The organism is Mucilaginibacter sp. OAE612, assembly GCF_041806395.1.
In the GTDB taxonomy this organism is placed as follows: Bacteria; Bacteroidota; Bacteroidia; order Sphingobacteriales; family Sphingobacteriaceae; genus Mucilaginibacter; species Mucilaginibacter rubeus.
The window spans coordinates 262972-276883 of the sequence record NZ_JBGMUW010000001.1 but is presented as its reverse complement, the minus strand read 5'-3'; the positions used below and the strand labels follow the sequence as shown (position 1 = coordinate 276883).

Annotated in this window: 15 protein-coding genes; 7 read left to right on the top strand and 8 right to left on the bottom strand. The window is 42.3% G+C overall.

Annotated features, from left to right (window positions below):
* Positions 1-25 precede the first annotated feature (25 nt).
* Positions 26-910, top strand: a complete 885-nt coding sequence (locus ABID99_RS01105; RefSeq protein WP_229701648.1) for a hypothetical protein — start codon at positions 26-28, stop codon at positions 908-910.
* 508 nt (positions 911-1418) lie between these two features.
* Here ABID99_RS01105 and ABID99_RS01100 read toward each other — a convergent pair.
* Positions 1419-1874 carry a helix-turn-helix domain-containing protein gene (locus tag ABID99_RS01100; RefSeq protein ID WP_217633161.1) on the bottom strand — a complete coding sequence of 152 codons (456 nt, stop codon included), beginning with the start codon at positions 1872-1874 and terminating at the stop codon, positions 1419-1421.
* 195 nt (positions 1875-2069) lie between these two features.
* Here ABID99_RS01100 and ABID99_RS01095 point away from each other — a divergent pair, with 195 nt between their 5' ends.
* Together ABID99_RS01095 and ABID99_RS01090 are read left to right on the top strand one after the other, a co-directional pair.
* Positions 2070-2792, top strand: coding sequence for a hypothetical protein (locus tag ABID99_RS01095; RefSeq protein WP_373612614.1), 723 nt, complete (start codon positions 2070-2072; stop codon positions 2790-2792).
* A 448-nt stretch (positions 2793-3240) separates the two neighbouring features.
* Positions 3241-3708, top strand: coding sequence for an SRPBCC domain-containing protein (locus ABID99_RS01090; protein ID WP_090529304.1), 468 nt, complete (start codon positions 3241-3243; stop codon positions 3706-3708).
* A gap of 98 nt (positions 3709-3806) precedes the next feature.
* Here ABID99_RS01090 and ABID99_RS01085 read toward each other — a convergent pair whose 3' ends face one another.
* Together ABID99_RS01085 and ABID99_RS01080 are read right to left on the bottom strand one after the other, a co-directional pair.
* Entirely contained in the window at positions 3807-4601 is a 795-nt protein-coding gene (locus ABID99_RS01085; RefSeq protein WP_090529307.1) for a hypothetical protein, read from the bottom strand.
* 92 nt (positions 4602-4693) lie between these two features.
* Positions 4694-5968: an IPT/TIG domain-containing protein gene (locus ABID99_RS01080; protein WP_373612613.1), complete on the bottom strand. Its 1275-nt coding sequence runs from the start codon at positions 5966-5968 to the stop codon at positions 4694-4696.
* 332 nt (positions 5969-6300) lie between these two features.
* On the opposite strand from ABID99_RS01080, the gene ABID99_RS01075 reads away from it, so the two are divergent.
* Both ABID99_RS01075 and ABID99_RS01070 read left to right on the top strand, forming a co-directional pair.
* Positions 6301-6858 carry a hypothetical protein gene (locus ABID99_RS01075; RefSeq protein WP_373612612.1) on the top strand — a complete coding sequence of 186 codons (558 nt, stop codon included), beginning with the start codon at positions 6301-6303 and terminating at the stop codon, positions 6856-6858.
* Positions 6859-6885: 27 nt separating this feature from the next.
* Positions 6886-7296 (top strand): hypothetical protein, encoded by a 411-nt coding sequence (locus ABID99_RS01070; protein ID WP_373612611.1) that lies wholly within the window; start codon positions 6886-6888, stop codon positions 7294-7296.
* 273 nt (positions 7297-7569) lie between these two features.
* Here the strand turns inward: ABID99_RS01070 and ABID99_RS01065 are convergent, their stop codons facing one another.
* Positions 7570-8829, bottom strand: coding sequence for a prephenate dehydrogenase (locus tag ABID99_RS01065; protein WP_091165348.1), 1260 nt, complete (start codon positions 8827-8829; stop codon positions 7570-7572).
* A gap of 130 nt (positions 8830-8959) precedes the next feature.
* Between ABID99_RS01065 and ABID99_RS01060 the strand changes: the two genes are divergently transcribed.
* Positions 8960-9706 carry a hypothetical protein gene (locus ABID99_RS01060; RefSeq protein ID WP_373612610.1) on the top strand — a complete coding sequence of 249 codons (747 nt, stop codon included), beginning with the start codon at positions 8960-8962 and terminating at the stop codon, positions 9704-9706.
* A gap of 155 nt (positions 9707-9861) precedes the next feature.
* Complete coding sequence (locus ABID99_RS01055) at positions 9862-10485, top strand: NUDIX hydrolase N-terminal domain-containing protein (RefSeq protein WP_373612609.1); 624 nt, start codon at positions 9862-9864, stop codon at positions 10483-10485.
* A 69-nt stretch (positions 10486-10554) separates the two neighbouring features.
* Here ABID99_RS01055 and ABID99_RS01050 read toward each other — a convergent pair whose 3' ends face one another.
* The 4 genes from ABID99_RS01050 to ABID99_RS01035 form a co-directional block, all read right to left on the bottom strand.
* A complete protein-coding gene (locus ABID99_RS01050) occupies positions 10555-11238 on the bottom strand; it encodes a carboxypeptidase-like regulatory domain-containing protein (RefSeq protein ID WP_354485880.1) in 684 nt (227 codons plus the stop codon).
* Between the two features lie 210 nt (positions 11239-11448).
* On the bottom strand, positions 11449-12432 hold the full coding sequence (locus ABID99_RS01045) for a LiaI-LiaF-like domain-containing protein (RefSeq protein ID WP_373612608.1): 984 nt from the start codon (positions 12430-12432) through the stop codon (positions 11449-11451).
* A 4-nt stretch (positions 12433-12436) separates the two neighbouring features.
* Complete coding sequence (locus ABID99_RS01040) at positions 12437-13036, bottom strand: PspC domain-containing protein (RefSeq protein ID WP_176627919.1); 600 nt, start codon at positions 13034-13036, stop codon at positions 12437-12439.
* Between the two features lie 33 nt (positions 13037-13069).
* Positions 13070-13774 carry an SDR family oxidoreductase gene (locus ABID99_RS01035; RefSeq protein WP_373612607.1) on the bottom strand — a complete coding sequence of 235 codons (705 nt, stop codon included), beginning with the start codon at positions 13772-13774 and terminating at the stop codon, positions 13070-13072.
* Between the last annotated feature and the right edge of the window lie 138 nt (positions 13775-13912).

Genomic DNA, 13912 nt, shown 5'->3' with positions numbered 1-13912 from the left:
ACGACTTAATTAACTTAAACATATCATGAACCAAATCTTAAGTTTCGGAGCTGGCCGAAATCCGTCCCTTCTGCTCTCATTTAAAACATTAGCTTTAATAATTTTCTTCAGTACTTTTTCACTGGTAAGCAAAGCTCAAGTTGACACAATTATTTCCAATAACGCCAAAATAGCCTGCAACGTAAAAGAGATCACACCAGATGCAGTTAAGTATTCCTATCCCGGCGAAGACTTACTAAATTCCGTTTATAAAAACACCATACAAAAGATAGTTTTCAAAAGCGGCCGTGTCCAGACTTTTGCAGAAGCTACGTCGTATAAAACCATTAACGGCGTTATGGATTATGATAAAGTTGCTATTACTGCTGTTGAAAGCGAAGTTCGGGGCCTTTATAAACTAACCGATGTAAGTTCAAAAGCTAAAGGAACAACCGTATTCTCCAGCCAGGAAAGAGTAAAAGACAGAGCATATCATAAAATGAAGATTCAAGCGGCCATGTTTGGAGCGAACATCGTTTATCTTACAAATCAACGTACGGAAGGCAATAAATACGGAGGTTATTTTCAAAGCGGTTCTACGGCCGAAACAAATCTAACCGGCGTAGGCTACTCTAATGTTTTACCGGATTATGAAAAGTTTAAACAGCTGATCGGATCTAAAACAGATTTCATTGCTGTAAAAAAATATGAATTAGGCGCCAGTGATACAGATGTATCATTAGATGATATCGAAAAGCCTTTCACACTATCTAATGTTACATTCGATAGCGGAATTGTATTAGTAACTGCTCAATTGAAGGGTGAAAGTAATAACAATGTATTTCAATTAGCAAGCTTTACAGATAGCACGTTTAGCGTTGCTTACAAACACAAAGGAACCGCATATAACATCGAAATAAAAGTTAAGTAGTAATACAGTTTTCAAACGCCAGGCTTACCTCCGCCTGGCGTTTTCTGCATTTAATCAAAAAATTCCTTTTTCCTTACATAATAAAGGCACGTCATGTATGCCGCAACATACGAGTGCCTTATTGATTGATAAGAAATTATTATCATAAGCCAAACCCTCGCCGGCGCACACGTGTCGCGTGCGCCTCGCACGTTAAATTTACGTCATCACCAACTCACAATCTTTCATTTCCGATAATAGTTCAGCTATAAAAAAGACAATACGTCGGATAAGGACACGCTTCCGCCAGCCTAAGGATCGACTACTTTGCTTCTGCGAAGCTGGACGATGTGGTACAGTGCCTAAGCAGGATCATTATTTAGGCCGACAGGTCATCCCCGTTGAGTTCGGGCTTTGGCCTCCCCTTAAAAATAGCTTGCCTGCACCTGGTTCATCTAATTTAATGAAAACTAAACTGCCAATGTCAGAGCAAGGAAAATTTGAAATTTCAGCACAGGATGTTTGATCATTAGGCGCTGGGAAGGTCCGGTTCTATCCTTGATTCCTTCCTTTGCCCGTATATCTCCAAATGTTTAGTCGCCAATGCCGATATAACACCTGCCTTGTCGTTTTTGAGTGCCGCCGTCAATTCCTTTTTGATCTCGGTGTTATTTTCTGAGACTCCCCAAAGGGCCATTTCCATAATGATCGGGATAAGCCCGACACCCCTCTCCGTAAGACAATAGGCCACCCTCGGTTTACCGGGAACCGGGTATTTCATAATGAACCCTTCGTTTTCCAGCATTTTTAACCGATCTGTTAACACATTGGTCGCGATACCCTCAGCCGACTGAATGAACTCTCCAAAGGTATTTTTATTGTTAAGCAGAATGTCACGGATGATGAGCAGCGTCCATTTATCACCGAGAAAGTCAAGGCTGAAGCTGATCGGACAAGCCGAACGTTTCTTTATTTTTTTTATCATATCGTCGTAATCGTCAACAACCATTGCGCTTGCTGATCACAAGCGCAAATTTAAATATAAAACGGGCGATAAAAAAATCAACGAAGAAATTTGCACTTGCAAATAACAAGTAAATATATCTATATTTGCACTTGCAAAAAGCAACTACAAATGCACGTTTAGTTTCTTTAGACAAACAAAGCAAATAACTCATATATGAACGACCTCTTGAAATTTACGATCGACGCCCATGGCGGCTTAGATAACTGGAAAAAATTTAAAAACATATCCGCGCACCTTAAGATTGGCGGTGTCACCTGGGCATTTAAGCAGGTACCGGGTATAATGGATGATATTAATGTCTTGTCAAGCACAACAAAGCAACATGTTTCTTTTTATCCTTTCTTAAAAGAAGATTGGCACAATACGTTTGAAGCACATAAAGTTGCCATCATCGACGACAATGACCTATTGGTTGATCAGCTTTATTTTCCGCGAAACAGTTTTAAGGGATATGTAACAGAAACCCCCTGGTCAAAACTCCAGGTAACTTATTTTAGCGGTTACGCAATGTGGACCTATTTAAATGCGCCATTTTGCCTTGCAGAGCCTGGGTATGAGGTAAAGGAACTGGAACCATGGACTGAAAATGGTGAGGTTTTAAGACGATTGCATGTTACCTTCCCCGAAGACATTGCTACTCATGGCAGGGAACAGGTATTCTATATTGATGAAACAGGCCTTCTCAAGAGACATGATTACAATGTCGAGATCCTTAACAATGCGGCTTCCGTGCATTATATGGCCGATTATACAGAAGTTCAAGGTATAAAGTTTCAAACAAGCAGGCATGTTTACAAGCGGAATGAAGATAATACCGCTTTGGTTCCTGCCCCGCTATTCATTTCCATTGAATTAAGTGATATAAAATTGAGTTAAGCATTGACCATGCTTTATAAGATAAAGCCGGCATTTGCTGGCTTTACCTTTTTAAAACGATTTTTTTCTGATCGCGCTATGTTTACCATATACGAGGCGCAATTAAGATGGCCAGCTCCCGATCCCCCTCGCTGGCGCGTGTGGCCCGCATGCTATTCTACATCATCACAAAACTCACGATCTTTTATTCCGGCAAATGGTTTGAGCTTTCAGCTTAACCTTGTGCTTATTACGCCCCATTCACGCCTGTCGCTGCCCCGCAAGGGTGTCTGTGCCAATACCCTCAATAAAAACACGCGACACACATCGCCCTCAAAATGAAGCAATAAAAAATTTCCAGAAAAAATTGCGTAACTCAAAAGTTACCTATACATTTACGTAACTTTGAAGTTACCCATTTTAACAAGGCCTGTTAAATAACGAATTATTCAACTTAAAGATCAAAAAAATGACAACTACAGATTTCACAACAACCTTATTGGTAAACCACAGCCCTGAAGAAGTTTTTGATGCGTTAAAAAATGTCCGGGGATGGTGGTCAGGCCTGCATTCGGAAATATTTGAAGGCGAGTCGGAAAAACTTGGCGACGAGTTTTCATTCTTTGCCGGCGACGGGGCGCACTACACCAAACAAAAACTTGTTGAATTGGTCCCCAACAAGAAAATAGCCTGGCTGATTACCGATAGCAAGCTAACTTTTACACAAAACCAAACCGAGTGGACCGGCACCAAACTTTGCTTTGAAATTTTTGCAGAGGGCGATGCGACAAAAATTGTATTTACCCACGTTGGACTGGTACCAGAATTTGAATGTTATCACGCCTGCGCACCGGCATGGACACAATACATCCAGGAGCGGTTGCTGAACTGGATAAATACAGCTACGGCAAGCAAAACAATGTCAGCGGCGCAGTAATGCGTGATTTGGTATATCTGTTTTCATATCATTGGCTCGCACATGTGGCAAGCCAATGATATATTTTTTTATACAGTGAGTAAATTTCTACTTCTGTATTATGAAACCATCCACTCACCAGCATACTCAATAAACGCTTTATTTACAAAAGGAAAAACTGTAACGTTTGGAATATGGTTAACTTCCAGCAGGTACCTTTCGCCGTTTTTACCAATAATGTAATCAACGCCCACGGTTTGGAGATTAAAGTGTTTGGCTATAGCCGTGCTATCAAGCAATAGTTCCTGATCTATCTCCATTTCCCATGAACCTTCGTTATGGATTGATTTTAGCCAGGTGTCGCCTGTAAGCCTGATCTGCCAGTTTTTATCACCCACTATCATGATGCGTACAGCTTCGCCATCAATAAATTCTTCAATAACGGATGTTTCTGTACTTGTCCAGTCGCCGTTAAATTTATTTTTATCTTCACCACAATGCCATATGCCCCATTTGGCAACAACTTCTGTTTCTGAATTGTATTCCTGCTCGCCGATAACCATTCCGCGTTTGATGCCCGAAAATTTCGATACCGACAAGGCCCTTACCAAGCCGGGGATGCGTTGGCGCAGATCCATCATGCCAAGCGCATTAGGCAGACATGGCCCGTTCCACATGGCCAATAGCGTAATGAAATCGAGATCATCCTTGTAAATACCATGAAATATCACTTTGTTAACGAGCAAATACTTTCCTGGTATAGATGAACTTTCAACATATAGCTGCCCCTCAATAAGTTTCACCTGGGGTACCAGGTCATAATGCACCATCAGGTAGTTAAAATTTAAACTTTGTTTAAGTGCATTTACTTCGGCTTCTTCCAGGCCAATTACCAGGATGCGTATCTTGTCCATAGCATTACTTTTGTTTATTGAATATTTACTGATCGGCCATCATTCTGGCAGAGTCAATTACGGCTATATAAAACCAATCGTTTCACCCCACCCTAATTAAAGGTGACCTTGCTTATTTTGTGTACCCCGGAGTTCACTATATAAAGATTTCCGGTAGAATCAAAGGCAAGCCCCAAAGGACGATTGGTAGTGGCTGTTCCAAGAGCGCCGTTAACAATGCCATTTGTTGTGTTACCAGAAATAAGGGTTATCACCTGGCCTAATTTATTGAGCATCCTTATCCTGTAGAGATGGTTTTCAAAATCAGCATCGCTAAAAAATATATTACCTTCTGCGTCTGATACCAATGATTGAGGACCGAATATTTGTGCATTTGTTCCCTCGCCATCGGTAAGGCCAAATGCTCCATTACCTATAACAGTACTAACTTCGCCCTCGGGAGTAATTTTACGAATTCGGAAATGATCGGCATCAACTATATAAACATTACCTGTTGGATCGGCAGTTCCTCTGGTCATAACACCAAACCTCGCAGCACTTCCTTTCCCGTCAACATATCCCTGCTCTCTGGTTTTACCACCTGCAATAATTGTAGCAACTCCTGCGGGAGTGACCTTAAACACACAACCGCCACTGCTTAGATAATACAAATTCCCTGCCGCATTAATAGGTAAATCAATTGACTGAGAACCTAATTTTGCAACGGCTCCAGCACCATCTGCTAATCCGGTACTGGTAGCACTACCAGCTAAAACAGATACATTTTTTCCGGGCGATACTTTCAATATCGTGCCTGCAACTGGTATGTATAAATTGCCCTGTTCGTCGGCAGCGAAACCGGTGAAATTACTCACAGAGGTATTAGTGTAATATACCTCTTGCGCACCCGGTTTTATTTCATACACGTTAGTACCGTCGGCACCAAACATACGTCCTGTGCCATCAAACTTAATTTGATCAATATTTATCGCTCCGAGAGATGCAAAATCAGTCATTGATCCTGTTGTAACGGTAAAACCTGTAGCCGACGCCGCCTTTTTTCCGTTACTAAGTAATTCTATTTTACCGGTGACTGCCGTTGCGGGTACCGTTGCTACAATTTGAGTTGCTGTTACCGAATTAATTTTGGCGGCAACACCGTTAAACGTAACCGTGTTGTTAGCTATAGTAGTGTTAAAGTTTGTTCCTGTTATAGTTACAACGGTATTGGGTAAGCCTTTTACAGGGGCAAATGCTGTTATAGTAACCGGCATTTCGGGATTAATGGGTGGCTTGGGTTGCGATTTTGAACAGGAGATGAGCAAAATTGAAAAAACGGATATAACAACGAGGTTTAAAATTGCTTTTACCGGATAAAAATTGTGCATATATAGTTTAGATTGGTTTAGGAAACAAATGTAGCTATTTATCGCCGGAAATAAGGACAGTCAGATAGGTGTCGCGCATAATTGAAATTATTAAGACTGACACCATCCTGTCAGTGTTCCACTTTAAAAGCACCAACCAGTAACGCGTTGATTATCAAAACACATCACTGGTTGAAGTTTAGCGATAGTACAAATCGTCCTAAAATAAGTTAAGCTTTCAGCTTAACCGGCCTTGCTGATCTATGTATACGACAACATTGTGAGTATCAATAACTGATCCCGATGGGAGAAGCAACATTAGTTTATTATATATTTGAGAAACAAATAACCTTATGACAATAAAGTTAAGCGACTTCTTCCCTAAGAAATCAGTAGATGAGCCGGCATTGGAACTTGACGACCCAAGATGGTCAACTTTAGAAGGCGGTTACAGAGGAACATTATATGATGCTTCAATAGCCTTGAAGAAACTTGAACTTGCAGACAATAAACAAACTGTTAACCAAATCTATCAAGAACTATGGAACAAGCTGCACCATCAGGGAGACGTTGGTTTAGCCTCATATTATTCAGTTCCTCATTTGGTCAGAACAGCTAAACAGAAACAAATTGTAGATTATAATATACTTGGGCTGGTTTCGGTGATCGAAATACAAAGGCATAAAGACAATCCACTTTTACCTAATAAATTAAAGCCAAATTATAAGAAAGCTATTGAAGATTTGGCAGAGCTTGCAAAACTTGCTATGAACCAAGATTGGGATTTAGATTTAGCAGCAACAGCATTAACAGCAATTGCATTAGCTAAAGGGCAAGTAAAATTAGCAAATGCTATTCTGAACATGGATAGTGAATATACTATAGATGAGTTCCTTGAATCCTATAGTTAGCCATTTGCTGATATATTCCCTGATACAATGAAGAAAAAACTTTGTGGCTTAGAATTTAATATAGAGAATATAGAGCAGATCATTAACATGGGCGGCCCATGGATTTGCTCTGTATACCTCGAAAACCATTTAATTTCAGACCATTGTGTTATCGACAATATTTTAGAACATCCTTCCTTTGAAAGAGTTTATTTCGTTAAATATCACCGTACCTCAAAATGGAAAGCAGATAACTTCTTTACTTTGAATTACTTTTCGGTTAATGATAATAAGATCTATCAATCAAAACGAAGATTTGAAATGCTCTATCTTAAAAAAATTTTGAATCAGGAAAGCATCGAGATATTCTATGCATTTCATGACAAAAACCAAGATAGAAGAGATGTTTTCGCAGTCTCTGAACAACAATTTGATATAATATCAGAATATTTGAAATGACCTTAGCTTTTCTGAAAGCTTACAACCAATGTCAGTGTTCAATTTTTCAAAAACAGGGTGTTCAACATTTTACGAGCCAAAATTACAACCCATTGATTATCAATACTAATCTGTTCAAAACAGCGAATAGATGATTTTACAGAATTTATAAACAACTGATTATCAACAACAATCAAATTACAAAAAACAACAAGTGTTCACACCTTAAAAAATTGAACACCTGCCAATCAATCCCTAACCTCTAATCTCCAACCTCTAATCACTAATACCAAATTACTCCATCATCAACCTGCGGATCAGCTCCGCGCTCTGGGCTTTGCCCTCTTCAAGCCGGTGGCTAAAGAATGCCTGCGTATCGTTAAAGTGTTTCTTATAACCCTCCATATCCCCATATCCAATAATAGCCGACCATTCCCTCACCGCCGAGTGAAATTCCAGGTCGTCGCCGCGGATGGTTTTATCGTACAGGGCTGTTTCCAGTGATTCTTCCAGCAGCTCTTCGTTCTTAAACAGGTATTCGGCAATACCCAAGCGCAGACGGAAGGGCGGGGTTTGGCAAATAAGGTTATCATACGGGTTAACGCCGAGGTGGTACCAGGCATCAACCATGCTCAGGATACTGAGGTGCGAGTTTGGCTTTTGATGATCGGCATGCTGTGACAGCGAAAACTCCTTCATCACGGTATCATTGAGCATAATAGGCTTGCGGCTCTCGTGAAAAACAAAGTCGCGCGCGCGGTAAAGGCGCTGCTTAAACGCATCGGCTTCTTCCTTGATCATCAGCTTAAACAACTCCGACTCCGATTCGGCATAACGTTTCACCTGCTGGCGGGCATATGGGTTGAGGATAGCCAACCCGGCGTAAACGTGGGCCTTATAGCTGAAGATGCGGAGGGTGGTCAGGATCTTCACATTATCTATCCCCCCAATATATGAAGCGTTTTCCCAGGGGAAAAACCCGGCCGATTTCCAGGCTGTGCCCATGCTCTCAAAACCAACGTGGGTAACGGCCTGGGTATCGGCTACGATGCGGTCGTGCTCGTGGTAGTCGGCAATTTCAACTATATTGCTGCCAATGGCCGTAAACAGGTCGTACATGCGCTGGTAGGCATCGGGTGTTGAGCGGTGCGGGATCAGGATGAGGGTTTGCCCGGCGGGTTCAAACCCCGGGCCGTGCATGCCATGAAAGGTAACTATCTGGGCATCGGCAGGCAGGTGCTTTTCAAAGGTGGCAATCTCCGGGGACTTAACCGAAGTTTGCCCGGCCACTATAGCGCCGTACTTGGTTGAAGGGCCATACTCTGCAACCACACGCTCCATGCTATCGGCCTCAACCGAATAGATGATCAGGTCGTTGATGCGGGCAACATCGCTGCCGTGATCCATTACGGTGATGCCGTGGGGCGTAAGCTCTTCTTCAAGCTTTTCACGGTTGGCAGGCAGATCGCAGCCCGAAACGGTGTAACCGGCCTTTGCGAAAGCCTTTGCGTAAAGGCGGCCCATATCACCTAACCCAATAATACCTATATTCATGCCGCTAATATAACTATGAGTAGGTTAATTACGTACGAAAGCTTATTTTAGCCTCAAAAACGCAGGGTGTATATAATAAAAACCGTAAACATCCTGTTTTGTTAATAGCATATACCTAATTTTACATTTGATGAACAAGCATTTACTACTTACGATAACGGTTTTAATAGCGATGATAACGGGCAGTGTTGCGGCAACTTTTGCACAGGACAGCACCAGGAAGAAAACCGCTGCCTTAAAGCCTAATGCTATTCCGCCCATTGTAAGATCGAGCCCGGCAGCGCTTAAAAATCCGGCTGTAACATCGCAACAACCTGCTAAATCTGCTTATACCCTGCCCAAAATCAGTGCTGCTGCCGATTCGGCCCTGCAAAAAGATAAAAGCCTTAATGGCCAGTACAAATACCTGCTCAGCAAACTATACCACTATCAGCAGCCGCTGGTTGCCGCCCTGTGGAAAAACATGAAGGATACCCTGAACACCGAGCGCCGCCAGCTTAAAGAGGCCCGGGCCAAACTTGCCGAACAGGGTAAAAATGTTGAAAGCCTTAAATCTGACGCAAGCAATAAGGAACAAGCCCTCAACGAATCAAACGCCAAACGCGATGAGATAAGCCTATTAGGCATTCCGTTTACCAAAGCAACATACAACCTGGTAATGTGGGGACTGGTTATTGTATTTGGGGTAGTTGCCGTTATCGTGATAGCCCGCTCGGGTGCACACAGCCGCGAAGCTAAATACCGCATCAAGCTTTACGAAGAGCTTGACGAAGAATACAAAGCCTATAAAGCTAAAGCCAACGAAAAAGAAAAGAAGCTTGCCCGCGAACTTCAAACCGAACGCAATAAGCTTGATGAGCTGTTAGGCAGAGGGTAATGTTTGATTTCGGAATTACACATACTTCATGTCATTGCGAGCGAAGCGTGGCAATCGCATACTATACAGGGCTGATATGCCTTGCTACGATTGCCGCGTCGCGCCATACACACAGGCAGCCCCGCTCCTCGCAATGACATAATTTTATAAACATCATGCCCAACACCAATCTCCTCTCCCTTATAACACAACTACGCTCCATTGCCGATACAGGTCTGCTATACGCCAAAAACGAATACGATATTGAACGTTACCAGGAACTGCAACACCTGAGCACTAAAATGTTTGATGAGGTAAGCGGCTATGGTGCAGAGACCATCAATATGCTATTTCCCCAGGCAACGGATTACCCTACTGCCAAAGTTGACTTGCGTGGCATCCTGCTTTCGCCGGATAATAAGATCCTGCTGGCTAAAGAGAGCGGGGATGGAAAATGGTCGTTACCCGGTGGATGGGGCGATATAGGCTATACACCTAAGGAAACCATAGTAAAAGAGTTTTGGGAGGAAACCGGTTTCCAGGTTACCGCCGACAGGCTGCTGGCCGTATTTGATAAAAAAATGCACCCGCACCCGCCACAGCCTTTTTATGTGTATAAAATGGTTTTCTACTGTAAAGCCATAACCACAGAAATTAATAAAGGCTTTGATGTGCTGGATGTTCAGTATTTTGACATCAACAATCTGCCCCCACTATCGGAAGACCGGATCCTGAAAAGCCAAATCGAACTGCTCTATCAAAAGATCATTACTAACGATATCAGCGTTTGGGCAGATTGATTAATGCTAACTGCGCCAACTCATATCTAACCCAAACTGCTACTGCAACTGTCGCTGCTACTAAAAAAACTACTCTTTCAAATCGGGCAGCGTACGTTTATCAGCCGGCAGTGCCAGATACTTCTTGTACGAATCATTGATATAAACCGCCAACGACGGACCACTGTTACTTTTGATGAACGCGTATGACGGCCTGTAAAGCGTCATGAAATTTTCAAGCTCCCGGCCACGCAACGGAATAATGCTTTGCACGTAGTTCATGGTAAACACTTCGTCTACATGGCGCTCTTCTTCTTCGTGCTTAAAGTATTTTTTTAAACGACGGGCGTCTTTTGCTTCCTTGCTAAACCATGAGGTTGGGGACAGGGGATAAATTTTACTCCGGGTGTATACCTCGGGATATTCTTTATGAGCATCAAAAGTTTCGCGTTTGGCGTTGATGTTAACCTGCTTTAAAGCTATGGTTTGAGCAACCAATTCTATTTTTTTGTTGGTAAAATCGGTAACATATAAGGTATCCGACACATAACCCGGAGAACTGAAAATAAGTGTATGCCCTGTTTCGGTACGGATACTGAAATTACCTTTGCTGTCGGTAATGGTCATTTGCCGGTTTTGGTTATCGCGCACAAAAACATCCCCCATTTTATTGTTTTTACCAAACTCAAAAACAGTGCCTTTTACAACGGTTTGGGCATTTACGGTGCAGGCTAAAAACAGTAATGCGGATAATGCAAGGTATCGGTATTTCATAGTAGATTATTTGTGCTGTAAATTAAACTTATTTTTTGTACCAAAGGTTTTCAATTTAACACTTTTTAACCCCACCCTTGTCTTAAATGACAAAACCCTGAACCAGCATTACCATATGGTGCAAAAAAAACGCTCCATCAAATTGATGGAGCGGATGGCAAGTCATTATTGTTGTATTATGTCCCGGTATCGTTTTACTCAGGATTTAGGTTAATATCGGTTAACTTTAAAATCAGAGATCCCACCACTCATATGGATCAGGATCCTGTTTTTTGCGGCATCAAAGCCATCGGTTTCGTAGTCGTTATCACTCTTTTTACTAAAGCCCTCAAACTCGTTTGATGAGAGGCCGGTATTGGAGGTGATACGGCATGCAGCGCCCTTTGGTACCCTTATAGTAACCTCCGACGCGCCGGTTGAAACCTCTATATTAGTATTGGCAAGAGGGGTTCCAAGCTTAACATCAAACGAGGCTGCACCGCCCTTTAAAGATAAGCTTTTTATTTTAAATTTTGAAAGATCAAAATTTAAATCTGTTGCACCTGTAGTTACGTCAATATCCCAAACCGGATTGGTGTTTAATTTGATGTCGGCCTTATTGTTTTTGCGGTCGTCGGAGTCAAAATGAAAACCTTTATTATTTTTCAAATTAAGGTTAAGCACATATACCGAATCATCCTTACTATGGTTAAAGGTATACTTACCGTAAAGTTCCTTCGTTTGGGCATTGAACAAATCGGCAGTGCTGTCGCTTAAATTATATATGGTACCGCCGCCGCTGATGTTAAGGCGGGCATGTTTAATATCCGCAGTATACTCCTGTTTAAAAGTTTTATCGCCGCCTATTTTAACCACGCCCTGATCGGTGTTGGTAGTATCGGTGTCGTCGTCATCGTCATTGTTATAATCATCGCTGTGGAAGGTCCATGCATTTGGCCAAAAATGGTAGCGTTTGCCAAAGTTGCCAAATACCAGCAATGCAAAGCAGCCTACTACAACCGCCAGCTTGAGAATAGTAGCCAATGGCGACCGGTTGCCTGCAAATACCAGGCTGATACCCCCCATTATTAAAAATATAGGCCATAGATACAGGAGGTTCATCCAGTCGAAATTTATTACGTGGAAGTTATCCAGCAGAAATACCACTCCCAACAATACCAGGATCGCGCCCGGAACAAGTTTATCGCTTCTCATAATATTATATAGTTGGAGGTGTATCTTTTGTTTCAGTTTCTTCTTTTGCAGGTTCGGCTTCCGGAGCGTCTGTTACCTCGTTAGCATGCCAGTTTTGTTTTTCCCATGGCTGTTTTTTTACTCCTGAAATTATCAGGGCAATACCGGCGCCTACCAGCATTACGGGCCAAAGGCTTTCAAAATCCCAGTCGGGCATCAGGTCAAGCTCGTTAAGCAGAAATATCGACCCCAAAAAGATCATCGCCACGCCAAATATTAACCCAACTGTTGAAGCCTGCTTTTTAGGAGGATTTACAAATGGCGGAGGATTAAAAGGCCGGCCGGCAAATTTCGGGTCGTAAAATGGTCCTGATTGTGGAGCACCTGTAAACGGGTTATCCTGCGGAGGTACCCTGTAATCAACGCCGGGGGTAAAGTCAAAGCCTTTCTTGGGCAATACTATCCATAGTACTATATATATAGGTAAGCTAAAGCCTTTTAAAATAAGGGTTACCAAAAATATCGCCCTGATAACTGCCACGTCCGTGCCAAAGTGCTCGGCAAGGCCCGCGCAAACACCGCCTATTACCTTTCGGTGTTCATCGCGATGAAGTTTCTTTTCCATAATTTATGTTCGTTTATGTTTTAAGTTGATTTATCATAACTGGCCCGGCGCAGGTTTGATGATGATTTCGTCGACATTGGCGCCGGGGCTCATCCTGTAAATATTGATGATTGCCGATGCTATGTCTTCGGGCAGCACCATGGTATTTGGGTCAACCACCGCGCCTTTCCATGAATCCGTTAACGTTGATCCCGGAATTACGGCCGTAACTTTTACACCATGCTCCTGCATCTCGAGCCTCATTACTCTTGTTAGACCTAACAACGCATACTTTGTTACACTGTAACTACCCGCTTGTGGCACCGGGTTTATAGCGGCTACCGAACATATATTAAAAAAGTGGCCTTTATGCGCCTTTGCCATAGTTTTGCCAAAATAACGGTACAACTCATAGGCCGGCATCAGGTTGGTATTCATCTGAATTGGAAGGGTATCCTCATTATCATCTAATATACTTGCGGGGATGAACGTGCCCAGGTTATTTACTACTACGTCAATAAAACCAAGTTCAGCTTCTGCTGCAGCTGCAAATTTCAGCAGTTCGGCTTTATTACTGCCATCGGCCTTCATAGCAAAAACCTTTACCCCGGCATCAAATTGTTCAAGCTCATCTTTAAAATTCAATAATTCCTGCTCGTTCCGCGAACAAATTGCCACGTTTAATCCTTCATTAGCAAAAGCAATTGCAATTGAGCGGCCCATGCCTTTAGTTGAACCGGTGATGAGTACGTTTTTCATATTGTTTAAATTAATTTTTATAGTTAGTGAAGCTTTATGGCCGCAATTTACGTAAGCATAATAATTGAACCGCTTATAAAATTGAATTTAAATGACTGGTTTTAACACCTGACCATTTAGGCTTAAAGGTAAAAAGCG